The sequence below is a fragment of the Planococcus lenghuensis genome, assembly GCF_001999905.1.
Classification (GTDB): Bacteria; Bacillota; Bacilli; order Bacillales_A; family Planococcaceae; genus Indiicoccus; species Indiicoccus lenghuensis.
On the sequence record NZ_CP019640.1, the window covers coordinates 3470957 to 3497223 of the forward strand.

23 protein-coding genes are annotated in these 26267 nt (G+C 47.4%); 6 read left to right on the top strand and 17 right to left on the bottom strand.

Features of this window, described 5'->3' with window-relative positions:
- Position 1 precedes the first annotated feature (1 nt).
- The 5 genes from leuC to B0X71_RS17535 form a co-directional block, all read right to left on the bottom strand.
- On the bottom strand, positions 2 to 1420 hold the full coding sequence (leuC, locus tag B0X71_RS17515) for a 3-isopropylmalate dehydratase large subunit (protein WP_077590635.1): 1419 nt from the start codon (positions 1418 to 1420) through the stop codon (positions 2 to 4).
- A 19-nt stretch (positions 1421 to 1439) separates the two neighbouring features.
- The gene (locus B0X71_RS17520; protein ID WP_077590636.1) at positions 1440 to 2684 is read right to left on the bottom strand and encodes a CaiB/BaiF CoA transferase family protein; all 1245 of its coding nucleotides are present in this window, start codon (positions 2682 to 2684) and stop codon (positions 1440 to 1442) included.
- Positions 2685 to 2749: 65 nt separating this feature from the next.
- Positions 2750 to 4519, bottom strand: coding sequence for a hydantoinase B/oxoprolinase family protein (locus B0X71_RS17525; RefSeq protein ID WP_077590637.1), 1770 nt, complete (start codon positions 4517 to 4519; stop codon positions 2750 to 2752).
- 4 nt (positions 4520 to 4523) lie between these two features.
- Positions 4524 to 6572, bottom strand: coding sequence for a hydantoinase/oxoprolinase family protein (locus B0X71_RS17530; protein ID WP_077590638.1), 2049 nt, complete (start codon positions 6570 to 6572; stop codon positions 4524 to 4526).
- Entirely contained in the window at positions 6565 to 7200 is a 636-nt protein-coding gene (locus B0X71_RS17535; RefSeq protein WP_077590639.1) for an isochorismatase family protein, read from the bottom strand. The genes B0X71_RS17530 and B0X71_RS17535 overlap by 8 nt, the downstream gene beginning before the upstream one ends.
- 317 nt (positions 7201 to 7517) lie before the next feature.
- Here B0X71_RS17535 and B0X71_RS17540 point away from each other — a divergent pair, with 317 nt between their 5' ends.
- Positions 7518 to 8189, top strand: coding sequence for a GntR family transcriptional regulator (locus tag B0X71_RS17540; protein WP_077590640.1), 672 nt, complete (start codon positions 7518 to 7520; stop codon positions 8187 to 8189).
- Positions 8186 to 9061 carry a hydroxymethylglutaryl-CoA lyase gene (locus B0X71_RS17545; RefSeq protein ID WP_077590641.1) on the top strand — a complete coding sequence of 292 codons (876 nt, stop codon included), beginning with the start codon at positions 8186 to 8188 and terminating at the stop codon, positions 9059 to 9061. Before B0X71_RS17540 ends, B0X71_RS17545 begins: the two co-directional genes overlap by 4 nt.
- 452 nt (positions 9062 to 9513) lie before the next feature.
- Here B0X71_RS17545 and B0X71_RS17550 read toward each other — a convergent pair whose 3' ends face one another.
- The 6 genes from B0X71_RS17550 to B0X71_RS17575 form a co-directional block, all read right to left on the bottom strand.
- The gene (locus B0X71_RS17550; RefSeq protein WP_077591067.1) at positions 9514 to 11445 is read right to left on the bottom strand and encodes a fructose-1,6-bisphosphatase; all 1932 of its coding nucleotides are present in this window, start codon (positions 11443 to 11445) and stop codon (positions 9514 to 9516) included.
- Positions 11446 to 11808: 363 nt separating this feature from the next.
- Positions 11809 to 12042 carry a hypothetical protein gene (locus B0X71_RS17555; RefSeq protein ID WP_077590642.1) on the bottom strand — a complete coding sequence of 78 codons (234 nt, stop codon included), beginning with the start codon at positions 12040 to 12042 and terminating at the stop codon, positions 11809 to 11811.
- Between the two features lie 79 nt (positions 12043 to 12121).
- Positions 12122 to 12514, bottom strand: coding sequence for a hypothetical protein (locus B0X71_RS17560; RefSeq protein ID WP_077590643.1), 393 nt, complete (start codon positions 12512 to 12514; stop codon positions 12122 to 12124).
- 318 nt (positions 12515 to 12832) lie between these two features.
- On the bottom strand, positions 12833 to 13699 hold the full coding sequence (locus tag B0X71_RS17565) for a GGDEF domain-containing protein (protein WP_077590644.1): 867 nt from the start codon (positions 13697 to 13699) through the stop codon (positions 12833 to 12835).
- 48 nt (positions 13700 to 13747) lie between these two features.
- Entirely contained in the window at positions 13748 to 14107 is a 360-nt protein-coding gene (locus B0X71_RS17570; protein ID WP_156889913.1) for a hypothetical protein, read from the bottom strand.
- A 432-nt stretch (positions 14108 to 14539) separates the two neighbouring features.
- A complete protein-coding gene (locus B0X71_RS17575) occupies positions 14540 to 14977 on the bottom strand; it encodes a DUF4357 domain-containing protein (protein ID WP_077590646.1) in 438 nt (145 codons plus the stop codon).
- A gap of 257 nt (positions 14978 to 15234) precedes the next feature.
- Here B0X71_RS17575 and B0X71_RS17580 point away from each other — a divergent pair, with 257 nt between their 5' ends.
- A complete protein-coding gene (locus B0X71_RS17580; protein ID WP_077590647.1) occupies positions 15235 to 15912 on the top strand; it encodes an SDR family oxidoreductase in 678 nt (225 codons plus the stop codon).
- A 374-nt stretch (positions 15913 to 16286) separates the two neighbouring features.
- Here B0X71_RS17580 and B0X71_RS17585 read toward each other — a convergent pair whose 3' ends face one another.
- Entirely contained in the window at positions 16287 to 17186 is a 900-nt protein-coding gene (locus tag B0X71_RS17585) for a LysR family transcriptional regulator (RefSeq protein ID WP_077590648.1), read from the bottom strand.
- A gap of 163 nt (positions 17187 to 17349) precedes the next feature.
- Between B0X71_RS17585 and B0X71_RS17590 the strand changes: the two genes are divergently transcribed.
- Together B0X71_RS17590 and B0X71_RS17595 are read left to right on the top strand one after the other, a co-directional pair.
- The gene (locus B0X71_RS17590) at positions 17350 to 18468 is read left to right on the top strand and encodes a 5-methyltetrahydropteroyltriglutamate--homocysteine S-methyltransferase (RefSeq protein ID WP_156889914.1); all 1119 of its coding nucleotides are present in this window, start codon (positions 17350 to 17352) and stop codon (positions 18466 to 18468) included.
- Between the two features lie 134 nt (positions 18469 to 18602).
- On the top strand, positions 18603 to 19982 hold the full coding sequence (locus tag B0X71_RS17595) for an MFS transporter (RefSeq protein ID WP_077590650.1): 1380 nt from the start codon (positions 18603 to 18605) through the stop codon (positions 19980 to 19982).
- Between the two features lie 612 nt (positions 19983 to 20594).
- Here the strand turns inward: B0X71_RS17595 and B0X71_RS21610 are convergent.
- Together B0X71_RS21610 and B0X71_RS21615 are read right to left on the bottom strand one after the other, a co-directional pair.
- Positions 20595 to 21956, bottom strand: a complete 1362-nt coding sequence (locus B0X71_RS21610; protein WP_269750085.1) for a SulP family inorganic anion transporter — start codon at positions 21954 to 21956, stop codon at positions 20595 to 20597.
- Between the two features lie 11 nt (positions 21957 to 21967).
- Positions 21968 to 22285 carry a SulP family inorganic anion transporter gene (locus B0X71_RS21615; RefSeq protein WP_077590652.1) on the bottom strand — a complete coding sequence of 106 codons (318 nt, stop codon included), beginning with the start codon at positions 22283 to 22285 and terminating at the stop codon, positions 21968 to 21970.
- Positions 22286 to 22457: 172 nt separating this feature from the next.
- Here B0X71_RS21615 and B0X71_RS17610 point away from each other — a divergent pair, with 172 nt between their 5' ends.
- Positions 22458 to 22850, top strand: coding sequence for a hypothetical protein (locus tag B0X71_RS17610; protein WP_077590653.1), 393 nt, complete (start codon positions 22458 to 22460; stop codon positions 22848 to 22850).
- A 338-nt stretch (positions 22851 to 23188) separates the two neighbouring features.
- On the opposite strand, the gene B0X71_RS17615 is transcribed toward B0X71_RS17610, so the two are convergent.
- The 3 genes from B0X71_RS17615 to B0X71_RS17625 form a co-directional block, all read right to left on the bottom strand.
- Positions 23189 to 23803, bottom strand: coding sequence for a helix-turn-helix domain-containing protein (locus B0X71_RS17615; protein ID WP_198038652.1), 615 nt, complete (start codon positions 23801 to 23803; stop codon positions 23189 to 23191).
- Between the two features lie 306 nt (positions 23804 to 24109).
- Positions 24110 to 24910 carry an ExeA family protein gene (locus tag B0X71_RS17620; RefSeq protein ID WP_077588586.1) on the bottom strand — a complete coding sequence of 267 codons (801 nt, stop codon included), beginning with the start codon at positions 24908 to 24910 and terminating at the stop codon, positions 24110 to 24112.
- A complete protein-coding gene (locus B0X71_RS17625) occupies positions 24903 to 26258 on the bottom strand; it encodes a DDE-type integrase/transposase/recombinase (RefSeq protein WP_156889802.1) in 1356 nt (451 codons plus the stop codon). The genes B0X71_RS17620 and B0X71_RS17625 overlap by 8 nt, the downstream gene beginning before the upstream one ends.
- Positions 26259 to 26267 lie beyond the last annotated feature (9 nt).

Consider the following 26267-nt stretch of genomic DNA (forward strand, 5'->3'; position numbering starts at 1 on the left):
ATCACACTTCCTCCGCGATTTTTGTCTGCCAGTTCCGGACATCGACAAAATGGCCTTTGATGGCAGCTGCCGCAGCCATCGGCGGACTGACCAAGTGAGATCTTGAATCCCTTCCCTGCCGTCCTTCGAAGTTCCGGTTTGAGGTTGAAGCAATACGATCTCCAGGATTTGCAATGTCCGGATTCATCCCCAGACACATACTGCATCCCGCTTCCCGCCATTCAAATCCGGCATTGATGAAAATTTTCGCCAGCCCCTCCTGCTCCGCCTGCTGTTTCACCATTTGCGATCCGGGAACCACCATTGCCCGGACACCATCAGCCACTTTATAGCCGTCCACAATTTTTGCCGCTTCACGCAAGTCTTCAATTCGGCTGTTTGTGCAGGAGCCGATAAAAACCGTATTCACGTTAATATCCGTCATCAAAGTGCCGGGCTGAAGATCCATATATTCCAATGAGTTTTCAATCATCCTTCTTTTTTCGACCGGGAAATCCTTTGTATCAGGAACCTGTCCATTGACGGACACTACAAGCCCCGGATTTGTTCCCCAAGTCACTTGGGGTTCGATTTCGGTACAATCAAAGTCTACTGATTGGTCAAATACAGCATCTTCGTCACTGTATAATTCCGACCATAGGTCCATTGCTTCTTCCCATTCTTTGTCTTTAGGTGCATGCGGTCTTTGCTTAAGGTAGTTGAAAGTAGTTTGATCCGGTGCAATAAGGCCGGCGCGGGCACCGATTTCGATTGACATATTACAGATTGTCATACGCTCTTCCATCGACAAAGCTCTGATAGCTTTTCCTCTGTATTCAATGACATAACCCGTCCCGAAATCATGCCCATATTTACCGATCAATGCCAATATCAGATCTTTCGCAGTCGTACCCATCGGGAGATCGCCGACAAAGTTGACTGCTAAAGTTTTCGACTTGGCCTGTTTTAATGTCTGTGTTGCAAGAACATGCTCCACTTCGCTCGTCCCGATTCCAAAAGCTAAAGTACCGAACGCGCCATGGGTGGCTGTATGGCTATCGCCGCATACGATTGTTTGTCCTGGTTGTGTCAATCCCATTTCCGGAGCGATCACATGGACAATGCCCTGTTGGCGGCTAAAAAGGTCGAATAATTTTATGCCGAAATCTTTGCAGTTCTGACGGAGGGCATGTACTTGTTTTTCAGCAATTTTATCTTCGAATGGCTTATCGCGGTCTGAAGTCGGCACACTATGGTCCATCGTGGCAACCGTCCGATCAGGACGCCGAACCCGACGGTTGTTCATTCGGAGACCATCAAAAGCTTGAGGAGAAGTAACTTCATGGATAAGATGAAGATCGATATACAGGATATCGGGCTGCGCTTCCTGCTTCACCGCTACATGCCGATCCCAAATCTTTTCGTATAATGTTCTACCCATTATCCCTTCACTCCCGGCTTTAAATAATGTCGTTCCCTTTCAGTTCCGCCAATTTTTCTTCATCATACTTTAGTAGATTCCCATATATTTCTTCATTATATTTACCCATCGTTTCTGCACCGACATGCTTTACTTTTCCAGGTGTACGGCTGAGTTTCGGAACAATCCCGGGCATCGGAAACTCTCCGAGTGTCGGATGTTCAGTTGTTATGATCATTTCCCTCGCCTGATAATGAGGATCCTCCACAATATCTTTTGCGGAATAAATAAGCCCGGAAGGTACGCCTTTTTCAGCCAATAGTTCCAGGACTTCTTTTGTTTCCTGTGTTTTCGTCCATTCTTCGATCAATTGATCCAATTCTGTCATATTGGCACTTCGGGCATGGTGTGTATGATATTTAGGATCTTCAAACAACTCCGGTCTGCCCATCGCTTCGCAAAGTCGTTTGAATACTCCGTCCGCATTTGCCCCGATGACGATATAGGTTCCTTCCTTGGTCAGATAAATATTGGAAGGAGCAACGCCCGGCAGGATATTGCCCATCCGTTCACGTACATAACCAGCCAATAAATAATCAGGTATAGTACTTTCCATCACGGAGAATACAGATTCATAGATGGCCGTATCGACAACTTGCCCTCTTCCTGAATGGTTCCTTTCATGAAGGGCAGTCAACGTCCCGATCGTGGCAAATAGCGCAGCCAGCGTATCACCCAAAGAAATACCGATTCTTGACGGTGCCCGGTCCGGAAATCCTGTTATGTGACGGATGCCGCCCATAGCTTCTCCAACACTGCCGAAGCCTGCCCGTTTATGATAGGGTCCTGTCTGTCCGTACCCGGAAGTTCTTGTCATGATGATTCCAGGGTTTATCCCGGAAAGGATTTCATAGGAAAGGTTCCACTTCTCCATCGTTCCTGGACGGAAGTTCTCGATAATGACATCAGCTTCCTTTACAAGATCCTTGAAAATTTCTTGCCCTTCTTCCGTTCTTAAATTCAAAGTGATCGATTTTTTGTTACGGGATTGAATCGGCCACCACAGACCTTCGCCGTCTTTTTGTTTTCCCCATTGACGCATCGGATCCGCTTTATCAGGAGCTTCAATCTTGATGACTTCCGCTCCAAAGTCTCCAAGCATACGCCCGGTGAAAGGACCTGCCAATAATGTGCCGAGTTCAAGTATTCTTATTCCTTCCAAAGGCAGCCTTTCTGCCGTTTCAGTTGTTTCGTCCACATCAGGTGTTTCTGTCGCTTTAGCCATTTTCGGCACCTCCGATTCTTTATTGAACAACAAGCACTTTGCCGGAACAAGGCGCTCCTTTTCTTTTACAGTTTTACCAGTACTTGATCACGATCTCCAAAATTGAAGGATTCTGGTTCTCCATTTTCTTTTGCCATCTGTGCACGTATAGATTCTGTTTCCTTATGATCCACTTCTAATTGCCCGTCCAGTTGAACACCATAGGATTTCAGCGCTTTCTCTTTGCTGACCAACCCCCGTGCGACATCCAGTCTCACTTTCTCAGGATCGCGTTCAAGCGGATTTCCGTAGCCTCCGCTTCCTCCTGTGATAAAGAGAATCTGATCCCCTTTTTCAACTTCTACATTATCGACTTTTGAAGGCAATGGAATCTGCGTCCCATCTTTCTTGATCAGCACTTTTGATGAAGAAGATCCGGGCTCTCCTCCGTTGATGCCCCAAGGCTGAATTTTGGCACGGTCATCATGGATGGAGATAATCCCCGAAGATAGAATGGTATAAAGTTTCTCGTTACAGTTACCGCCTCTATTTTTACCTGCTCCCCCTGAGTCTGTTCCGGTTTTATACGAATTCACCATTAATGGGTAGTAAGTTTCGAGATATTCTGTTGGAATATTGACAAATGCCGGCCACCACGAATGCCCATCAAGCCCATCACCAATCGGTCTGCCAGGCAGTCCTCCGTACATGACTTCCATAAGATTGAATGGACGGTCCTTTTCATCGATTCCCGAGAAGATGAAATAAGGGCTTGTGCCATATCCGGCTGCCGGACTGCTTTCGGGAGAATTGACCGCCAGTACGCCACTCAATACGTCAAACAGACGGCTTAGCGCATGGGTACGGCATCCCAGAGCTGCCGGGGATTTTGGCTGCATCAGCGTTCCTTCCGGCGTTTCGATGTGAAGCAGATCATAGAATCCATCATTAAAGTTGATCGCCGGGTCATAGACGGAAATCAGAAACGATCCAATGAACATTTTGAACATAGGCTCACTCAAGTAATAGTTGATCGGACCTGGAGCCTGCTCATCGGTTCCCGTCCAATCGAAATACGCATTATCCCCTTCACGCCACATTGTCAGCTTCATCTTGAACGGCCCATTATTCAAGCCGTCGTCATCAATGTAATCTTCGAAGGACACCGGCGTCGTCGGCAAGAAATTGGCGATCAGATGACGCATCATTTTTTCTGTACGATCGAGCAACGCGTCCAAAGCCTCTGCGTAAGGCTCTTCGCCAAACCGTTCGCATAATTCCTTGACGCGCTTTTCAGCTGTTCGGCAGGACGCCACCAGTGCCATGAGATCACTGTAGTTTTCCAGCGGTGTGCGCGTATTGGCTTTAATGATTTTGATGATTGCTTCATTCAATACACCTTTGTCGTAAAGCTTCACTGGCGGGAAGCGGATGCCTTCTCCATAAATGCTTGTCGCGGTGACCGGCATACTTGAAGGCACCGGCCCTCCGACATCAATGACGTGGCCGAACATGGACGAATAACCGACCAGTTTTTTCTGATGGAAAATCGGGAGAATGATCATCCAGTCGTTGACGTGGGAAACAGATCCTCCACAGCTGTAGGGATCGCTCACAAAAATGACATCCCCTTCATGCATACCTTCAGGAAACTGGTTTGTCACTTCAGGAATATGCGAACCGAAATTACCCACCACCATCTTGCCTTCAGCATCTGTGATCATCGGGAAGCAGTCATGCTGCTCACGGATTACCGGTGACATGGCCGAACGGAATAAGGTCACGTCCATTTCTTCTTTTATGTTCTTCAAGGCGTTTTCAATAATATCAACTGTGATCGAATCTATTTTTGTCATGTGATTATGCCTCCTCTTTGATCAAAAGATTCATGTATTGGTCAACAACGCCGACATTTCCAGGCATGACAAGTGTTGTACTGTCTTTCTGGATGATTATTGCAGGACCATGCACTTTGTTATTCGGCTTCAATAGTTCACGCGCATAAATCGGAGTATTCAAGAACTCCTTTTCAAAATATGCCTGATGTTCTTTATCAATGATGGCATCCGATGCATCTTCACTTCCTGCCTCATTACTCGGAAGCTTCAGCGCTTTCACTTCACCTAACGCCACAGCCCGGATATTAACGATTTCAACTTCGGAATCCATCTTGAATCCATAGGCCTTTTCATGTATATCATCAAATTTCTCTTTGATAGCGACTAATCCTTTTTCGCGAATCTCTTCCATATTCAACTCAATCGGAATTTCATGGCCTTGACGATAGTAGCGGACATCCACTTCGTGTTTGACTGTTCGCTGAGCTTCCGGCACACCTTCCTCCGATAACCAATTCGTGCAGTTATCACCCAGTTCACGCAACTCCGATAGAACAGTTTCCACTTGCAGCGCGCTCAATAAATGGATAAATGTCTTTGAGAACTCGTTCCGGATGACAGACTGCAAGAATCCAAGAGCGGAAAGAACTCCTGGCATCGGCGGAATGATGACAGGGAAGCTGCCGGATAATTTACCCAAGGCATTGGCATGAAGCGGACCTGCCCCTCCCAGAGCCAATAAAGAAAACTCCCGGGGATCATAGCCTTTTTCCACCGACACTACACGAATTGCACCGTACATATTTTCATTGACGATGTCGTAAATACCTTTAGCCGCCGCATAGACGTCCACATTCAATCTTTCCGCGACCGACTGGACTGCTTCCATGGATTTTTCGACATCCAACTTCATTTCACCGCCCACCAAGCTTGGCGGCAGATAACCAAGAACTACGTTTGCATCCGTTACAGTCGGCTCTGTGCCTCCGCGTCCATAACACGCAGGGCCCGGAGTTGAACCTGCACTTTGCGGCCCGACCCGCAATGCACCCGTCATTGGGACGTGGGCGATTGAACCACCGCCGGCTCCGATACTTTCAACTTCCAATGAAGGTGCTTTGACCGGGAACACACCGATTTTTGTTTCTCTCGACACCTTGGGCTTTCCTGCATGGGTCAGTGATACATCCGTTGAAGTTCCACCCATATCAAAAGAAATGACATTTTCATAGCCTGCTTGGACACCGATCATTGCAGATGCGGTAACTCCTCCAGATGGACCAGACAGCATTGTGTGCACCGGACGCGAAGATGCGGCGGGAATACTCATTAAACCGCCATCTGAACGCACAATGCTGATCCGGCTTTTCACTTTTTCGTCTTTTAATTTAGATTCGATATTTGTCAGATAATGTTGCATCGGCGGACGTACGTATGAGTTCATAACCGTAGTAAGTGTGCGTTCATACTCTCTGAATTCAGGAAGGATATCGTAAGAAATAGTGACAGGAATTTCAGGATCGATGGACATCGCAATTTCCTGTATTTTTTGTTCGTGGGATGGGTTTGCATAGGAATTCAGGAGTCCCACCGTTAAACTTTCGACACCTTTGTTATATAAATCAGTAATTTTTTCCCGTACATCGGCTTCGTCCAACTCAGCATAGACGTCACCTTGCGCTGTGATACGCTCTTTCGCTCCCCGCGTATAGATTAAGTCGGCAAGCGGGTCCGGTTTATGGAATCCCATCCAGGCAGAAATCGGTGCTGGTGTCCATGAGCGTGCTACGTGGAGGATTTGTTCAAACCCTTCTGTCGTAATCAAACCGACTTTCGCTCCTTTTTCTTCCAGCACGGCATTAGTCGCTACAGTCGTCCCATGAATAATGGAGCGGATTTCCTCTATATTCACATTGCGTTCTTCACAGACTTTTTTGATGCCTGACATAAGACCGATTGACTGATCGTTTGTTGTCGAAGGGGTTTTTGTTCCGTAAATCTCTCCGGTCTCTTCGTTCTGGAGAACGATATCTGTAAAAGTTCCTCCTACATCCACTGCAACTCTATACATACCTTTTATCCCCTTTCATATTTAAAAAATATTTTTTTAAATCTTCCAGCTGAACAACATCCCCGTATTTCGTTTGTATATCGTATAAATTTGCTTCATGAGCTTTTTGTGATCGATCTCCTACGCATTCTTCCGGAATGACAACGCGGTAGCCATGCTGCAATGCATCCACCGCCGTGGCTCTGACACACCCGGAAGTCGTACAGCCTGTCAGGATGGCCGTATCAACTCTATGATAAGAAAGCAAAGAAGAGAGATTTGTGCCAAAGAAAGCGCTTGCAAATTTCTTAACGATTAGAGGTTCCTTAGTTTGGCTTCGTTCCAATCGGGAATCAATTTTCACCCAATCACTGTCTTCTTTTAATATTTTCAAAGCGGGGATTTTTTTAACGAAATATGCGCCGTCTTGAAAATGTTCTTCGTAGATCACCGTAGTGAATATAATGGGCACTCCGCTTTTCCTGGCTGCATCCAGGAGCTCTTTGGTCGCTTTTACTTCGTTATCGAAATCCGCTCCTAATGGGGATTGCGGATCTGTGAAGCCGTCCATAAAATCTATAACGATTATTGCCGGGCGGTTTCCCATGCCAGTGGCATTTCCAAACCCTTCAAATTGACCAAATTTCATGTTATCCCTCTTTTATCGTTCGTTGTTTGCAGACCTTGCTTCAAATTACCGTTTGCTTATTTAACAATTTAAGCATTCGTCATTCCCCCCTCTCTCTGAAAACATCCACCTGGTTCGGGGATTAGTTTTCTAATAATTACGAATTAAATAAAAAGTAACATACTGTATACAGTAAAGTCAATAAGATAAATTATTTGTTTGCAATTAAAAATAACTCTTCTTATAAACCTTGTTACATGAACATTTAATTAATATTTATTTTTTTAATTTGATGCACCATTATTTATTGTATACAATATAAAAAAGAGGTGAAGATGATGAATCCATATGAATATATAAAAAACGAGATAGTAACCGGTTCACTCCACCCTGGACAGCGCTTGACTGAAGAAGCGCTTGCCGGAGAACTTCAGGTCAGCCGGACGCCAATACGGGAAGCTTTCAAGCAGCTTGAAGCAGATGGGCTGATCACTCCATATAAACGCCGGGGCTATATAGTAAGGGAGTTTTCAGTTGAGGACATACGGCAAATCTATAATTTACGGGCATTGCTTGAAAGTCACGGCGCAAGCGAAGCTGCATTGTATCGCACAGATGAAGAGCTGGTGAGGATGCGCGAGAGGAATGTCGCTTATGAGCAGGCTATAAGAAAACTGAAAAAATCCGATATTTTAACCATCAAAGAGATCCAGCAAGAAAATCTGAATTTCCACGAAGAAATTTTCAAAGCGACAAAAAACGAACATTTGCGATCACACATTTCCAAAGTAGTGGTCGTGCCCTTAGTGTTCCGGTCCTTCTATTGGTATAACGAACGTCAATTATTGAGATCTCTGGAGGTTCACAATACCATCCTTAAAGCGATAGAAAACCAGGAACCTGAGCGAGCCAAAATTGCCATGCAGGAACACATTTACCAAGGCCGCGATGATGTGTTGATCCATTTGAATAACCCCAATATAGAGTTATGGAAAGGAGAAGCTCAATGATTCAGATTTGCGAGGTAGGGCCAAGAGACGGTTTACAGAATGAGAAGAAGCTAATCTCGACGGATGATAAAGTACAAATGATCCGTAAATTGATTGATGCCGGCATCAAAAAAATCGAGGCAGTGTCTTTTGTGAATCCGAAAGTGGTTCCGCAGATGGCCGATGCAGAAGAAGTATTAAAACATGCGCCGAGGGTCGATGGAGTAGAATACGCAGGCCTTGTCTTGAATTATTCAGGTATGAAACGTGCATTGGAAACAAATCTGGAGACTTTCCATATCGTCACAGCAACAAGCGACGAATTCAATCTTAAAAACGCCAAAAAAACTGTGGAGCAAAGTGTCGATGAACTTGTGAAAGTTATTAACGAGAGCGTACAAATGAAGAAAAAAGTGGCTGGTGTTCTCGGCACTGCTTTCGGCTGCCCTTTTTCCGGAGAAGTGCCGGTAAGCCGGCTGCTTGAAGTGGCAGAAGCATTTGTTAAAGCCGGAGCATCAGAAATTACATTGGCGGATACTACCGGGCTAGCGAATCCTCTTCAAGTGAAAGAAATTGTCAATGAATTTCAAAACCACTTCAAAACCGACGTCCAGCTCGGACTGCATTTTCACAATACCCGCGGTCTCGGAATCGCAAATGTTTTAGCAGGATACCAAGCTGGCATCCGTCATTTCGACTCCTCTATTGCGGGGCTCGGCGGCTGCCCTTTTGCCCCTAAGGCCGTCGGCAATGTCTGTACAGAAGACATCGTCAATATGTTTCATGAGATGAAGGTCGAGACCGGCACTGACCTTTCAAAATTGATTAAAGCTGCTGATTGGATGGAACAATTAATGGAAAAGCCTTTGGATGGAATGCTGATGAAGTTATAAATGTTAAATCCCTGTTAAAAGTCCGCTAATTGCCAGTTCAACTTTGACTGGTGGTTTGGCGGTTTTTCTACTGGAGTTTTGCAAATAACAGGACAAGAAGCACCATATCCCATGAAATCACACTGACGAGGAAACCTGAAATTCCATCGATGATCCTTGTCCGGATTAGCACACCCGAGACCATGATGGCAACGGCGAAAAAATAACAAGCTCCAGTCGGCAGCTTTCTTTCCTTCTTTGCAGGTCCAACTCCTAATTATCAGAATGACGATTCAGCCACCCTGCAAAGTGCGGGAATATACATTTATGAATAGCACTAAAAAGGACATCCGCAAAAGTGATGAACCACTTTGCGGACGTCCTTCTATTTCCAAACACATTTCCGAACCAGCATGACCGATCAATGTAATCCTCTGTCCGGCTCCCCCGATCTTATTTGAGGAAACCAAGCATCACTTCATATACCGATGCTTTCGCAGGCTGCTTAAATTAGCGATTTCCTGCAACAGTTCTTCCCCGGTATTGGTTTCCCTCACTTTTTTCCGCTGCAGCTCTTCGTCCACCAGCCGTTTGATCGACAGCACGTCGATTCCTTTGCTCAGCACTTCTTCTTTCGAGTTGAAAAGCTGGTGGGCCACCAGCTGCATGCCGTATGAATTGTACAGCAGTGTATAGCCCGCGATTCCCGTGGTCGACTGATAGGCCTTGGAAAAACCGCCGTCGATGACGATCATCTTTCCGTTCGCTTTGATCGGGTTTTCCCCGTCGATTTCCTTCACGGGGGTATGCCCGTTGATGATCCGGCCCTGGTCGGGGTTCAGCCCGAATTCGGCGAGGATGTTCCGGCAGACTTCCTCGTCTTCGCGCAGGTAATAATACGGATTCTTCCGTTCTTTATGCGTTTCTTTTTCTTTGATGAAGTACCGCTCAAAGGTCGTCATCTCCCGCTTTCCAAAGAGGGACGAATTTTCCCCGGTCCACAGGTACCACACCATATCGGTCGCAAAATCATCGGTTTCTTCGGGATGGGCGAAGGCATGGCGGAGATAGCCCTCAAAGGCATCGAGCAGTTCACGGCCGCCGTATGTTTTGCCTTCAAATTCCATTTTCTTCATCGTCCCGCCTTCTTCGAGCGGCATGCAGCCGTGGATGAGCAGGTTGCCGTTATACCGTAAATACAGGCTGCCTTTTTTCATCAGGAAATTCATATGCCGGGCCAGTTTCTCGGAATGCTGGATGGAGAACAGCAGTTTATCCAGCACTTGCGCCTCTTCCTCCAGCAGCCGGTCCGGCTGTTGCGGGTCGATCGTCGCAAAGCAGGTGTTCTCGAGTTTATACGTCTTCCCTTGCAGCACAGCTTCCTGTTTGCCGTAATCGACTTTTTCCAGCAGCAGCCGGTCCGCCATGTCAAAGCACGTCCGCCGTTTGATGATGGGGCTTTCCAGCTTGAATTGAATAATGGAGATGGCTTGGTGGATCTTCGTGATCTGCAGCTGTTCCTGTTCCGTCAGCTTTTCATCGGAAATCCGTTTCGGGCGGAAAGCCGGGTTATCCCCGTAGTACTTTTCCGCCAGGTTCAACAGCGGCCGCAAGTTGATCCCGTAGACATCTTCGATAATGTCGAGGTTGTTATACCGCGCGCAGATCCGGATGATGTTCGCCAGGCAGACTTTCGAACCCGCAAAAGCGCCCAGCCATAAGACGTCGTGGTTCCCCCACTGGATGTCCACGGAATGATAATCGCTGAGCGTATCCATGATTTTATGCGGATCCGGCCCCCGGTCGTAAATGTCCCCCACCACATGAAGATGATCCACCACAAGCCGCTGCGTCGTGTAGGCCAGGCCGATGATCAGTTTATCGGCTTGCCCGAGGGCGATGAGCTGCTGGACCATTTTCGCGTAATACTCTTTCTTGTTCGTGAACTCATCCGTCTTGTACAGCAGTTCTTCAATGATGTACACAAATTGTTTGGGCAGCGCTTTGCGCAATTTGGACCGCGTGTATTTCGACGAAGCATACGAGACGAGCTTCAGCATCCGTTCAATGTTTTCTATGTACCATTCCTGCAGGCCCTGCTTGCTGCTGAACCGGCTTTTGATCAATTGCAGCTTCTCTTCCGGATAATAAACGAGGGCCGCGAAATCATTCAGCTCTTTTTCCTGCATTCCCCCTTGGAAGAGGTCCCGGATCTTCACTTTCACGTTGCCGGAACCGTTTCGCAGCACGTGCTGAAATGCCTGGTACTCGCCGTGCAGGTCACTCACGAAATGTTCGGTGCCCTTCGGCAGATCGAGTATGGCTTCAAGATTGATGATTTCACTGGCCACTTTTTCTTCACTGTCGTATTTCTGCGCCAATAAATCCAAGTATTTTAAATTCAACATGAGGAACCCCTTTCACGTCTCGTGTTTCCCTTCTGCTAAAAGAAAGCCGATTCCCGCTGAACCCGGCTGCCGCAGCCAATCATCAGAAACAAATTTCCCTATGACTTCAGTCTATAGCAGTTATCACACAAGCTCTAGTGCGAAATGATGCAAAATCTTCCCGAAACCGCTTTTAAGATTGCATTCAAGGAACTGAAACGAGCCGCAATTCCGGCGGCGCGCTCCACGTCCGGCCGGCAAATAATGCAAGAAAAGATGCAACCAAAAAAACAATCCGCTTGGAGCTCCTATGCGCTCCAAGCGGATTGTTTCTCCCTGTTCAGCCGGCCGTTGCGGGTATCACGCGCCGTTCATTGCCCATCAAGCGGATACGGCTTCATTCAAATAGGCAGCGATCGCTGCAGCCGCGGATTCGGGGCCCTTAAAGTATTTAACGGAATGCGCAGGCAGCCAAATGACCTGCAGACCGGAAGAACCGGGCACTCCCGTCGCTTTGATAAGCGGCTGCTCGCCGCTGTTGAATGTATGGGTGATTTCAGGGGCATTGGACTGGCTAATCGTCTGCAATGTGTTGAGAATGAATTTTTCTGACATGTTATGGGCTCCTTTATAAAGAAAATGATAGGTGAAACGATGAATCCGGCATTCCTTGGCAATTGTTCTGCTGTTCTGCTCAGTTATTCAGCAGCCATTCGCCGCCCATTGCCCGCTTTTTTGCCGCGGCGTCTCTGTTTGGAGCCAGCCGCCTGAATGTGACGGCTTTATATAAAGGGGTCAAGGAATATAAATCATACCGGCGGTGCCCGGAGAGGCGTTCGAGTTCCCGGAATACCTCTTCCGTTATTTGATACGTATAAATGCCATTCGGTGCGTTTTGCAGCTTCCGGTCCGCATGGTCCCAAAGCTCCTCCTCCAAGTCGACCCACACACATTTGCTTTCTTCCGGTGTTTCAATCGTCAGGCGTGCGAATAACGTGATAAATGCCTGGCCGTTTTCAAGATGAACATCTTTCACACGTGAGAAATAATAGCGACTGGTTGTTTGAGATGCGGATTGTTCTGACATGACTTGCCCCCTTTCGGTATATGGTGTCAGCCATGATCGGCCGGTGACGCTTCAAATGACGTTTCAGGCGGACGGCAAAGATGTCTATCCTTGCTTCCGCTGCTCTAACTGCATAAAAAAAGCCGCAAAGAAGCAAAGAACGTACTTGTTCTTTGCGGCTTTGCGGACAGCTCTATTGTCTGTGGCATTTTACCGTTCGTATGGAAATATCGGTTTATCGTTTTTTTCAACTACTTGCACATTACAAGGTTCCCAGTTAAATGTAAAGCGATAACTGTGCGTCTCATTTCATCCGCGACCCACCCGGCATGTGCCGGCTCAGTAATTGGACAGCTTGCTTGTTTTCAGCATCTGTTCCCGGTACAGCCGGTACTGGTGGCGGTGGTTGTTCTTGGCTTCATACATCGCAAAATCCGCTTTCTTGAGCAATTCCGTCAGTTCCGTCCCATGGTTCGGATATACGCTGACGCCGATGCTTAAATTTACGGGAATCCTGACTTGGCCGATTTGGAAAGGCTTTTGGAATTGGCGCGTCAGCCGGTTCGCCAGCTGCGGAATGTCCCCTTCGTTCCGTAACGGACTGACCAACAGAAATTCATCGCCGCTCAGGCGGACCAGCGCCTCGCCTTCTTCAAGGGAATCCTGCACCCGTTTTCCCACCTCGATCAGCACCTGGTCGCCGATGTCATGGCCGAACCGGTCATTGATCTGTTTGAATTTATCCAGATCGAAGAACAGGAACGCCATTTTCCCCGGCGCCGTGCGCTCTCTGTTTTTTATGAAATACTCATGAAGATACTGGCGGTTCGGCAGGCCGGTGAGATCGTCACATTGAATCTGGGTTTTCGTTTTTTCAAGAAGTTCGATGGCCTTATTGACGTCATCCGCCAATTCACCGATCACATCATAGCTCTTCAGGGACGTCCTCGCACTGAAATCCCCTTCCCGCACCTGCTGGAGAACCGAGCGGAAATGCTTGGCAAGGTGCTGGACAAAGAAATGGAAAATCACGAAATTGACCGAGCCCAGAAGCAGCCCGACACCGATGGAAGCGCCCAGCAGGGATTCCCTGCTCCCCAGCTGCATATCCGTCAGCCAGGAGATGCAGACGAGCAGCAGCAGCGCGGTGCCGATGCCTGTCAGAAGATAAATGATGAATAGGAAGAAGCTGTAGCTTTTTTTCAATTCGATTCGTCCCTTTCGAAAAATCCTCTGCCGGCGATGGATTCCTGCTCAGCCGAACCGCTTGAATTTGCGGTTCCGGTGGATCGGCGTGAGCTGGCAGAGCGCTTCGGGGCAGGCAGCGGAAAGCCGGAGGAGCTCATGATACATCTCTTCGGCGATCACATACGTATACAGCCCGTCAGGCAGCATAGTGATTTGGTGGGCCGCCTGCTCCTTCGGGACTTCCTGAATATCGGCCCATGCCGACTCCGTCTCTCTTTGGATTTCCGTGCTTGTATACTTGGTATGTTCCTTTGTCAGCCGTACGAACAAGGTAATGAAAGCCCGGCCGCCTTCCTGGTGTGTATCTTTCGCCCGCGTAAAAAAATAACTCACTGACTGGATCGGTAATGGTTTCTGCTGTGACACTCCCTTCACCCCATTCACTGTTTTACTTGCGTAAACCGGCTTCCGCCTCCATAAAGATCAGAAAAATCACTTTCTAATTCTTGTATAATTAAAGATTAAATCGTCTGAATAAACGATAAGTTGAACGGAGACGCATTCTTTTAATATGTTTTATCATGTATATTATATCCTTCAAATACTTTTTACCTCATGATTCTAATATATTGCCAGTGCCATAAAACCACTTATGATTTTATCCCTACCAATATTTTAATTACATCATTTATCGCCGAGAAAATAAACGTTTTTCTGACATTTCTACAAAATTAGACAAAATTTCTTATCAAAACCACCGGCGCCTGGCACTAAAACCTCAGGTATTTTTTTGCGAAAACAAAAAACAGAGGAGGATCGCCCCAATCCGGGACATCCGCCTCTGTATTCCGCTGCTGTCTACAGCCCTCTCCAATTATGCAGCCCTTTCGCCCAGCCGCCAATCACGACGCCCATGGCTGTCCGTGGGGAATCGAACGCGATATCCGCCATCAGCAGCAGCTGGCCGTGGACCGGGATGAGCTGCTGCTGCAGAATCAGCTCTTCCCTTAGCTTGATGTACCGCTTCGGGCATTTCGCCGAAGTGGACGCGGTGAATTTCGAGCCTTTCTGCACGAAGAACTTGTCCTCCCGGTAAAAGCCCACCGCATCCGCTCCGCGTTTCGACTTGATCGCGAGCAATTCCCGCAGTTCCTGCTGTTCGACTTTCCGGAACAGCCCGGCGCTGAACGGCTCGACGACCGCTTCCTCCCCTGTTTCCGCGTCGACTTCGATGAATTGATAAAGCCTGCCGTAGATGCTGTGGTCCATTTTCCGGATAAAGCGTTCTGTTGCCATGATATCCTCTCCTCGGAGTTCAGAACGCCCACCGGCATTCTTTATCCTTTATATAGAAGGAATGAGGAGACCGGGGATACAAGCGAAAGAACATTTATGGGATGAGAACCCCGAAACAGTCATGACCGCTTCCTCCTGTTAGCCGGCTTTTCCGGGACAAAATGGACCGGTGCAGAAGGAACTGCCAGGAATCAATCATTTTACTTCAAATCCGGTGAACCTTAGTATAAGGGTAGGAAATCAGAAAGGGTGAGAACATGAAAGTATTAATTGCAGGAGCGAACGGCCAGATCGGCAAACATCTCGTGAAATTCATTCAGGAAGATGAGAACCTGGAAGCGAAAGCAATGATCCGGTCGGAAGAACAAGCGGCTTACTTCGAAGATCTCGGAGCTGAAGTGGCGGTGGTGAACCTTCAGGATGATATCGACGTAATCGCCAAGGCCGCTGAAGGCGCAGATGCAGTCGTCTTCACGGCAGGATCCGGACCGCATACCGGCCCGGATAAAACGCTCATGATCGACCTGGACGGAGCTGTCAAGACCATCGAAGCGGCAAAACAAGCCAACGTGAAACGGTTTGTGATGGTCAGTTCATTCAGCACCGACCGTGAAGCCATCCAGTCAGCCCCGGAAAGTTTCGCTCCCTACGTGGTGGCGAAGCATTACGCGGATGAATGGCTCAAATCGACTGATCTGGATTATACAATCGTGCACCCCGGTGCACTGACGAATGATCCGGGCAGCAACCGGGTGGAACTCGCTGAAAGAGTGAATGTAAAAGAAGACAGCAATTACACGGACAGCATCAAAGTCCCGCGCGAAGATATCGCAAGAGTGATTGTCGCCACGCTGAAAAATGATGCAACGATCGGCAAGAGCTTTCAGGTGATTGGCGGGGACACCCCTGTTCCGGAAGCGGTAGAATCGATCTAAAACTATATCGTGCTGTTTAGAGCAGGTTTATTTCATCAATAAAAAACACCTTAGCGTTGATTGTCGGGACGTCCATACCCGATTTTCAATGCAAGGTGTTTTTGTTTTCTCTGTAACATGAGGGATTTTGATGCCTTTTTTCTTTTCACACAATTATACGGGCTCTATCACTACGCACTTCTACTCGTCTCCACTAGCCTTCTATTAGTTTCTATTGCGCTCTAGCACTGTGTTCCGTTCAATAATGATTGGTTCTCACTTCTAATAAAAATACAAAAGCCACGCTAAAAATCAGTTGGTCCTGCTGGAGATGGCTCCTTTTTCATACAATTGCCGTGAATAAACTGAAGAGTTTCTGTCACAGGGACGCAACACTACTGAATGAACAGCTTCAGTTCATCCAAATATACTTTCGCCATCCGGCTCAATTGCGTTTTTTTATGGACGACCCATCCCACGGTAATAACTTCCTCTTCCGCAAGCGGAACCGGTATGATATCTGAGCCGTTCAAATCTGAACTTAAAATGCCTGTGGAAATTGTGTACCCGTTCAATCCGATCAGGAGGTTGAACAAGGTTGCCCGGTCACTGACCTGGATGCTTTTTTTGCTGGAGATTGTGCTGAAAATCTCTTCTGAATAATAGAATGAATTAAACTCCCCCTGTTCAAAGCTGAGGCGCGGGTATTCTTCCAAATCTGCTAAAGTAACAGCCGGTTTTTTCGCAAGGGGATTTTGAGAGCTGACGAAAATATGCGGTTTTGCTGTAAAAAGCACATGAAAATCCAGGTCTTCCTCTTTCAGCAGTTGCAGCATGACTTTTTCGTTAAAGGCGCTAACATACAGAATCCCGATTTCACTGCGCAGATTTTTTACGTCTTCAATGATTTCATAGGTCCTTGTTTCCCGGAGAGTAAATTGATATTCGTCTTCTCCATGCTTTTTAATCATCTCGACAAACGCATTTACCGCAAAGGCGTAATGCTGGGTGGAAACTGAAAAAAATTGCCGGGAAGGAACAGTATTAAAATAGCGGCGCTCCAACAGATCGGCCTGCTCGACCACCTGCCTTGCATATCCGAGAAATTCTGCTCCATCTGAAGACAGTGAGATCCCTGTTGATGTACGCGTGAATACCGTGATGCCAAGTTCCTTCTCAAGTTCTTTGATTGCCTTTGATAAAGTGGGCTGGGAAATATACAGCCTGCGGGCAGCTTCATTGATCGAACCGCACGCCACCACTTCTATCACATACCTCAGCTGATGCAACTTCATGTTTAATCCCTCTTTTTCTTCGAACATAAATATACTTTTGGAATACAAACTAAGCCTGTTATAGCTTTCAGTTATAACAGCCGATTACTTTTATCAGTTACACTATAACCCAAAAACCATGATAGGATACTGAAAACTAAGAAAAAAGAGAGAAAGAGGTTTTATGATGCAAACATTAACGGATACCAAACAAAACCCGACAATTTTCCGGGCTGACCAGGTTGGCAGTCTTCTACGGTCGGATTTGATCAAAAAAGCGCGCGCACAGAGAGTTGACGGGGAAATTTCTTCCGATCAATTGCGACAAGTCGAGGATCAGGAAATTAGCCGGATCGTTTCGAAACAGAAGGAAATTGGACTGCAGGCCGTGACGGACGGCGAGTTCCGCAGAGCCTGGTGGCATTTTGACTTTCTGGAAGACCTGGTTGGCGTAGAGGGTTTTTGGACAGGGAACGGGATTCAGTTCCACCAACAGCAAACAAAGTCCCGCGCCATTAAAGTAACAGACAAACTGGACTTCGGAGCTCATCCGATGCTACAGGATTTCAAGTTTCTTCATCAAACAGCCGGGGACCATGTGGCGAAATTCACCATTCCAAGCCCGAGCATGCTCCACTTCCGCGGCGAGGTCGATCGGGCGGTTTATCCCGACGACGAAGAATTCTTCAATGATTTAGCCGAGACGTATAAAAAAGCATTGCAGGCCTTCTATGATGCAGGCTGCCGTTATTTACAGCTGGATGATACCGCCTGGGCCTACCTGTGTTCAGAAGAGCAAAAAGCGCAGCTCCGCGCAAAAGGAACGGATCCCGACTACCTCGTCAAAATGTATTTGCAGACGTTGAATAAAGCATTGGCGGACCGACCCGCCGACTTGAACGTAACCATGCATATTTGCCGCGGGAATTTCCGGTCGACCTGGATTTCTTCCGGTGGCTATGAACCGGTCGCAGAGCAATTATTCGGACACCTGAACATCGACGGCTTTTTCCTGGAATATGACAATGACCGCGCAGGCGGGTTTGAACCGCTCCGTTTTGTAAACAGACCCGACCTAAACATTGTCCTGGGACTGGTGACATCGAAATTCGGGGAATTGGAAAGCAAAGAAACCATCAAAAGACGAATTGAAGAAGCTACGCAGTACGTCGGTCTGAACCAGCTCAGCCTGAGCCCTCAATGCGGGTTTGCCTCCACTGAAGAAGGCAATATACTGACAGAAGAACAGCAGTGGGCGAAGCTTCGGCATGTCGTGGATATCGCCGGGGACGTCTGGAAATAAGATCAGGAATGTCACTAAAAGATCTTCCGGCCGGCGATATCCATTCGCGCCGGCTCCTTGCAGGGAATGGCATGCCGGTCGCTTAACGGAAAGCGAATGCATCACGATAAAAATTTGGGCGGAGGAAAAATGAAATGCGGATTGTACAGACGACGCAGGTTGTAGCGGAAAGCAAATTCAATAAATTTCATTTGCTCGTGTTTCTTTGGTGTTTCTTTGCCATTGCTTTTGACGGGTTTGATATTGCGTTGTACGGCATCGGATTGCCGTTGATGATGGAAGAATTCAACTTAACGCTTGTAGAAGCAGGAGCGATCGGTAGTTACACGCTCGTCGGAATGATGCTTGGTTCCTTCCTGCTCGGTTCGCTTTCCGACGTTGTCGGGCGAAAGAAAATATTGGCGATTTGCATGTTTTTATTCAGCGTATTTTCCCTGTTGGCCGGTTTGGCCCCTAATGCTTTTGTCTTTACAGTGATGCGCTTTATCGCGGCGCTCGGAATGGGCGGGCTGATGCCGGCTGTCATTGCCGTCATGACCGAATATTCACCGAAGAAGAACCGGGCCATGATTGTGGCGGGAATGTATTGCGGCTATTCCATCGGGGCGATTGTTGCTTCGCTGACGGGCATGTACTTGATGGAAAATCTCGGCTGGCGGTTCTTATACTGGCTTGGGATCATCCCGCTCATCACGCTGCCCTTCTTTCTCAAACAATTCCCGGAATCCCTTTCCTATCATATCGTCCGGGACAACGGCGAAAAAGTGGCGGGCATTTTAAACAGAATTGATCCTGAGGGAAATTACCAGGCGACCGATGACTATGAATACAAGAGCGTGAAAGAACGGACGAAAGGATTTCCTGCCAAAAAGCTGTTTTCAGACAACCGGGCTGTCAGCACAATCGCTTTTTGGGTCATGGTGTTCAGCGGCCTTCTTATGATCTACGGGCTGAATACGTGGCTTCCCAAAATCATGCAGGGAGCCGGCTATGGCATTACGTCCAGCTTATCCTTCATCCTGGTTTTGGCAGTAGGGCAAATAGCCGGATCCTTGCTGGGCGGTTATTTCGTCGACCGGGTCGGGCACCGGAAAGTGCTGCTGTCCATGTATTTCCTGGGAGCTCTCTCTTTTGTCTCACTGAGCATAACGTCTAATCTTCTCCTGTTATATGTATTGATCGCGATAGGCGGCGCATGCACAGGAGGCACGCAAAATCTCGTGAATCCGTATATATCCGAATTCTACCCGCAGGAAATCCGTTCAACCGGCTTAAGTATGGCTGTCGGCATCGGCCGGACCGGCGCAATCGTGGCCCCGTTGATTATCGGTTATCTCCTGGCAACCAACTGGGATCCGCAGAACGCCTTCATCGCATTTGCGATTCCAAGCCTGCTTGGCGGCATCGCCCTTTATGTGGTCCAGGAACGGCATGGAAATTTCAACAGGTCCGTAACGCCGCCTGCAGTTTCCAAAGGGAGCACGTCCTACCATGCAGCGGGTGGTTCCAGATAACCAATGCTGATTCCCGGATCAGCGGGAGATACAGAGAGACGAGCAACAGAAAAAGACACCCCAAGCGGTGTCTTTTTCTTTTTAGCGCTATTCGCTATTTAATGATCCTTTGTCAACGCCGGTTTATTTTTTCCCATTATAGCCGAAATAAAATTCCCCACGTGTGCTAGTTTGACGGCGGGGTGGCCGGATAAATTCCGGCCTTTTTCTTTCTGCCATAAGGCTTAACGCACCCGGTAAATGACCATCGTACAGAGGATGATCGTAATCAACTGCGCATAGACATGACAAAGCAGACGCTCCAGGTTCATGGATTTGCAGGTTATCAGCTAGAGTATAGATTTTCATGACTTGAGTAGCAGTTCAATTTACCACCGAACGGCATATAACTGATGAATTCCCTCTGCCTTCACTTGAATCGGCAGATTCATTCTATAAAAAAGCGCCACCTTTCTTTTAATGATCAAAAGAAAGCTAGCGCATTTTGATAGGACATTGAAATATTCTGTTTAGTTCCTTAACTTGCTGCTATGGGAGTAACCCCAAATCAATACAAAGACAACCTTAGATAAAGCCAGCAAATTTGAGCCGGTAAATCGGCCACAGCCGCTTCTAAATCATATACTCAACCGACTTTTCTCTTTCTTTGATCAATTTCTCAAGCGAGTTGTGTGCTTGGGCATCAGGGAAACGCTGTTCCCACTCAGCTCGCTGCAACAACTCGCGAATCCCTCCTTTCAGCTGGACCAGCCAAAAATTGGTGTCTTCCTGGTTATGGTATTTCTTCATCAAATTCTCCAATGCTTCTATACCCATTGTATCGATATCATTCACCCCTGCCATATCGATAATAATATCCAATGGTTCTGCCTGGTCTTTTCTTGCTTTTTGTATCTTTCGTTCAACCACTCGATTAAAATAGTCGACATTTGAAAAATGACGCCGTGCATCAACTCGGATGATCAAGGTATTCGGCAATAGCTTCGCCTTTGGAAAATGCTCAATGTCTCTATACATTCTACTTTTTTCATCCAAGCCCAATTCAGCTATATAAGGATGCGAAATCCGGTCGATTAAGATACAGAGCGAAAAACCGACACCGATCAATAAGCCCCACTGAATTCCAACCAATAAAGTTGCCACAAAGGTAACAAGCCACACCCACCCATCAGAAGGCTTGATTCGCAACATATTCTTGAATGTTCCGATATTGATCAGCCCGAAAACAGCGGAAAGGATAATGGCTGCCAAAACGGTTTTTGGCAGATAGTAAAAAAGGGGCGTCAAATACGCTAAAGTAAGCAACACACCGAGCGCTGTCACAATAGCAGACACTTGGGACACTGCTCCAGCACGATGATTGACGGCACTTCTGGAAAAGCTTCCGGTCACCGTATAGGAAGAAAACAAAGAACCGACAGCATTAGCAAAACCGATGGCTCGCAATTCTTTGTTTACATTTAACGGCGGACTGTCTTTTGCTGCCAATGTTTTTGTAATAGCCAACGATTCCATCATCGCAATCAATGCAATCGTCAATGAGGTCGGAACGAGCATCTGCATAGCATATAGATCAACCACCGGAAAAGAAAAATCCGGGAAGCCTTTTGGAACCTCTCCAACAATGCCCACGCCCTTTTCATCCAGGTCAAAGAGCACAACCGCTGATATCCCGAGGACCACCACCAGAAACGGAAATGGAAAGCGGGTCGTCAGCTCTCTGCCCCCGATCAAGACAACGAGACTGAGAATCCCAATAAAAAAGGTCGCAAGGTGAACGCTCCCTAAGTTCATCGTCAGGTCTCGCAGAATCGGATACAACTGGCTTTGGCTGGATAAGCTAATTCCCAGAAAGTTGCCGAGCTGGCTCAATCCAATAAGAATGGCAACTGCAGATGTGAACCCGCTGATTACGCTCGGGGAAATGAATTTAATAAATGCGCCTGCATTGATCATCCCTAATATAATCTGCATAACTCCCACCATCAATGTAAGAAGGATGACGAGTTGCACATATTCTTGGCTTTGTGGCTCAGCAAACTGTGACACTCCGGAAAAATAGAAGCCATCGCCACCGGACCAACCGCCAAATGACGGGAGGACCCAAGCAGCGCGTAAATAATAAGCGGAATGGTCGAAGCATATAGCCCCATTACCGGAGGCAGACCCGCAAGCAGCGCATATGCCATCCCCTGCGGCACCAGCATGATAAAAACGAGAAGGCCAGCCATGACATCTCTTTTCAGGAAAGATCGGTTATAGCCTTCGGGAAGATTTAACAAAGCGAACGATTTGGTAGACAACGTTGCTAGCACCTCTTCCTGCGGAAATTTTAATGACTATCCCTTTTCTTAGTTTATTACATTTGAAAGAACGTGTCCCTGGGTCAAAAATAATTAGAATTGTTTTTGACCCAGGGACACAAAAAATCAGTCGCATGTACGGTAACAGCATACCAGTCAGGGAGGGATTATCATGAACAATTCAAACATCATCGATTTCTATACCCGAAAAAACTACAATGAACTAACTTACAGCGACTCAGCTAGATATGATGAACTGATCGAATCGCACGGAATTTATTTTGGCATGCTTTGCCACCAAGACGGCGAACAGATGCGCAGGTTGATCGAGGAGCTCAGCGTGCTTTCCGAAAGAATCAAACAGCAGCACCAAAGGCAGCTGGAAGTGTGGGACCAGTACATGGACATGCTCGGACACTGTCTCGACTATCTCGGAAGTCCGTGTCGCAAGGAGCATTATGAACCGCTTGATTTCGATAAGGACTCGTTCTTTGTTGATGAAAACAATAATATGTGTCTATTAAAAGAGAAGTATAATCATTTGCAGAGGGAAGAAGAAGAATGAAAGCGGCACTCTCGGGAGGGTGCCGCTACTTCAAAACTAAGGAATATCCGTTTAATATTATTAGTTTGCTTGCATAACTGTCCCTATTCAATGGCCATATTCACATAATCATTTCGTGATTGGAATAGGTTGGGAAAAAGTTAATCAGCGATTTGCTTTGTTCAACTGTACGGAATCTCTCTTTTGCTTAAAACATAATTCACATGACGGCAAATCGGTTCAAGTTGATTGCAATCTAGCTGTCTCCTTAACATCTCTTGTATCATGACATTTTAGTTATCGCCCTATCTATACTTAATTAACTATGAAATTTCTTTGGGCTCGTATAATTTAATTAGTTACGTTGCATCAGTTGACTTGTCATAAACCTGTTCGCTTTCTTTTACTTTCTTCACAAAGCAGACAGTATTTAAATCCCCTATTTGAAAATAAGATGTTACCCTTTTCCGATCCTCACTCAGTTTCTTTTTAACTTCTTCAATTATGATTCGGGCTTTGTTTTCATCCCATTTTTCTAATTCTACTTTTCCTCTTAGATCATCCTTCATTTTTTGCTTTAGTGATGCATATTTTAATCCAGCAGCAGCGGCGAACGCCAACCCGATACCTGGAAGCAAGGCTCCTGTTGCAAGTCCCGAAATCGTAACTATAGCTCCTGTCGATAATACCGATGCTCCTTTGATTTTGTTGGCAAAAGGATATATGGATTCAGGGTCCTTATATTGCTCAGGGTCAATCTTCTCCACTTCTTCTATACGCTTTTGCAATTCATAGGATATGGCTACGAAAAACGCGTATGCGACAGTTTTCGTCAAGCGTGATGGGTCTTGTTCAATTTTAACTATTGTCGGTCTGCTTACTCCTATCAAGTTCGCTAAATCGTCTTGAGTCAGGTTTAAAACTTGTCTGATTTCAGCAAATGAGCCACCTAATGACAGAAGGTAGTGATTCACGATTCATCTCTCCTTTTCTTTCTACATTATGTTATCACATAGTAAACAATTAATAAAAAAATAAATAAATTTATTATATGTAAAAATATTTACATAAAATTCAAAAAGGTATATATTTTATATAAGTTGACAAAAGAAGGAGGGATTGAAAATGTATCTTGATAGCTTAATGATTCTGTTAGAAGAATTTCTTCGATCGATGGTAAACTGTTATTGACGTCTGATTTTGTCTGGAAATTGACGGTTCTTTTTGTCCCCAACCTGACGGTTTCTTTGTCCGGAAAAATAGAGAAAAACGAGGGGGAACTAGGCCAGTTCTCCCTCGATCACTTTCTTCACCATCCGGTCGTCGATGATGCGATTTCCATTCTGCGCCGCAAACAACAGGCAATGCGTTGCCAGCTTGTTGATGAGGCGCGACGCACCACTCGAATAGCTGAACACCTCATCAATCGCGGATTCGCTGAAGATATCCCGTCCGACACCTGAGAAGGAAAGATGTTTGTTCATGTACTGTTCGGTCTCCGCCCGGTCAAGATGATGCAGCCGGAATTGGATATCAATCCGCTGGCGGATAGCTGCGAAGGATTGGAGCTGAAGGCGCTCCCACAGTTCGTTCTGCCCGACCATGATCAGCGCCATCGGACTCTGGGCATCCATGCGGAAGTTCAGGAGGAACCGCACCTCTTCCAACATCTCCCGGTCGAGTAAGTGGGCTTCATCCACCACACAGACGGGCGTCAGCTTATGGATGCCTTTCATCAGTTCGATTTCGCGATGCAGTTGCCGCTTGGCATCGCCCCGATAAAACTTGGACTCGAGTCCCAATTGTTCCAACAGCCCCTTATAGAAATGCCGGGGCGTCAACTTTGAGTCTGACAGATAAAGCAGCTTAAAGCGCGAAGGATCCAGTTGATCCGTAAACCGGCGGATGGCGGTGGTCTTTCCGAGTCCGCATTCACCGGTCATGACCGCGAAGAGCTGCCGTTCTGCGGCATAGTTCAGCCGGCCAAGGATTTCTTCCAGCTGATTCGATTCGTACAATTCGGCGGTCGGGATGTCCCGGGAGAACGGCGTGGCACGCATCTCAAAGAACGATTCAAACATGTTCCGCACCCCCTTTTCCGATGTGACGGAAGCTCACGGCCGGCACACTCGGTGTCACGGCAGCTGCCTTGCGGTCCGCGTTCACTTTTTTGGCCCCTTGCAGGAGGCGAGATGAACCGGCAGGTTCTTTCGTCATCTTTTCCGGTAGCGCTGGTCGCTTCCCAGTCTTCTCGGTGATGACCATTTCCCGCGCTTTCCAGCTATCATAACCTGGATAGTCGACGGTCAGTTCGCGGGTGTCCTGCGGATCAAACGTAATTTCCACCTTGCAGCCGACAAAGTTGAGACCGACTTCATATTTGCGGTCCTGGAAACTGATGCAGCCCGATTTATCGACTTTCCGCGTCTCCGCATGCAGGAAGGCATGGGCCAGCTCTTCGGCTGAGACCGAACGGAGCTGGGTCGATTCGTTGCGAAACGCTTCAAATGGCGTCTTGCCGTCCAGTGCGCTGTGTGGTTTGTGGGCGTAGCGCTCTTTCACCCAGACATCCAACCAGCCGTTCAGTTCATCGACGGTCTTCGGTTCTTCGAGTCGCACTTCCTGCAGGAACTCGTCAAAGGTTCGATTGAACCGCTCGACCTTGCCGGTCGATTCTGGTGAATAGGGGCGGGCATATAAAAGCCGTGTGCCGAGCTTGGAACAGGTTCGCGCCATCCATTTGGTGCGATATTGCTTGCCGTTGTCGAAGTAGACGCTCTCCGGTACCCCATGCTTCCGGATGGATTCACGAAATGCATCTTCCACGCAGCGCGCATCCAACATCGGATAGAATGCCACATGGAGCGGGAAGCGGGTCGCATCATCCAGGAACGCCACCATGTAGACCTGTTTCTTCGTCCCGTTTGGCCCGATCGGCAGGTAGGGTCCGTATTTGATATCCGAATGCCAGAGGGCATTCCGACGGCGTTTCTGAAATCGCCGCACGGCGCCCGATGTCTCATGATACATTTTCATCTGACGGGCGCTATACCCTTGTTTTGACAGGCGTTCCTGTAACGTGCTGCGCTTCAATTCGCCTTTTGCGACGACACCGTCCCACTCAAGAATCTGGATAATCGAGGCGATGCTCCGGCTCGGAACCTCTCGTCTCAGGAGGATTGCCTGCTCCACCACGTGATCTTGAAGCTCCCGGGGAACCGAACGGTATGGTTTCTGCTTCAGCCCTTCAAAGCCTTCCTTCTTGAACTGCGCGACGTAGCGTCGGATGGTGCGTTCGGAGAGGCCGTGCCGCTCACAGATTTGCCGGCGGAGCTTTTGCAGTTCCTGGGCATCCAACTTTTCATTCAATAGAGGCGCAATCATCTGAAACCGATGGGTTGCGAGTTCTTCCGCTTTTGTCCTTGCCACTTTCAACAC

Excerpts from the sequence above, each read along its gene's own strand:
- B0X71_RS17555 (WP_077590642.1), bottom strand. The coding sequence starts at position 12,042 with ATGTCAGAAAAATTCATTCTCAACACATTGCAGACGATTAGCCAGTCC.
- leuC (WP_077590635.1), bottom strand. The coding sequence starts at position 1,420 with ATGGGTAGAACATTATACGAAAAGATTTGGGATCGGCATGTAGCGGTG.
- B0X71_RS17585 (WP_077590648.1), bottom strand. The coding sequence starts at position 17,186 with ATGAAGTTGCATCAGCTGAGGTATGTGATAGAAGTGGTGGCGTGCGGT.
- B0X71_RS17535 (WP_077590639.1), bottom strand. The coding sequence starts at position 7,200 with ATGAAATTTGGTCAATTTGAAGGGTTTGGAAATGCCACTGGCATGGGA.
- B0X71_RS17620 (WP_077588586.1), bottom strand. The coding sequence starts at position 24,910 with ATGTTTGAATCGTTCTTTGAGATGCGTGCCACGCCGTTCTCCCGGGAC.
- B0X71_RS17520 (WP_077590636.1), bottom strand. The coding sequence starts at position 2,684 with ATGGCTAAAGCGACAGAAACACCTGATGTGGACGAAACAACTGAAACG.
- B0X71_RS17575 (WP_077590646.1), bottom strand. The coding sequence starts at position 14,977 with ATGGCAACAGAACGCTTTATCCGGAAAATGGACCACAGCATCTACGGC.
- B0X71_RS17540 (WP_077590640.1), top strand. The coding sequence starts at position 7,518 with ATGAATCCATATGAATATATAAAAAACGAGATAGTAACCGGTTCACTC.
- B0X71_RS17590 (WP_156889914.1), top strand. The coding sequence starts at position 17,350 with ATGATGCAAACATTAACGGATACCAAACAAAACCCGACAATTTTCCGG.
- B0X71_RS17610 (WP_077590653.1), top strand. The coding sequence starts at position 22,458 with ATGAACAATTCAAACATCATCGATTTCTATACCCGAAAAAACTACAAT.
- B0X71_RS21610 (WP_269750085.1), bottom strand. The coding sequence starts at position 21,956 with ATGCAGATTATATTAGGGATGATCAATGCAGGCGCATTTATTAAATTC.
- B0X71_RS17595 (WP_077590650.1), top strand. The coding sequence starts at position 18,603 with ATGCGGATTGTACAGACGACGCAGGTTGTAGCGGAAAGCAAATTCAAT.
- B0X71_RS17545 (WP_077590641.1), top strand. The coding sequence starts at position 8,186 with ATGATTCAGATTTGCGAGGTAGGGCCAAGAGACGGTTTACAGAATGAG.
- B0X71_RS17580 (WP_077590647.1), top strand. The coding sequence starts at position 15,235 with ATGAAAGTATTAATTGCAGGAGCGAACGGCCAGATCGGCAAACATCTC.
- B0X71_RS17560 (WP_077590643.1), bottom strand. The coding sequence starts at position 12,514 with ATGTCAGAACAATCCGCATCTCAAACAACCAGTCGCTATTATTTCTCA.
- B0X71_RS17525 (WP_077590637.1), bottom strand. The coding sequence starts at position 4,519 with ATGACAAAAATAGATTCGATCACAGTTGATATTATTGAAAACGCCTTG.
- B0X71_RS17530 (WP_077590638.1), bottom strand. The coding sequence starts at position 6,572 with ATGTATAGAGTTGCAGTGGATGTAGGAGGAACTTTTACAGATATCGTT.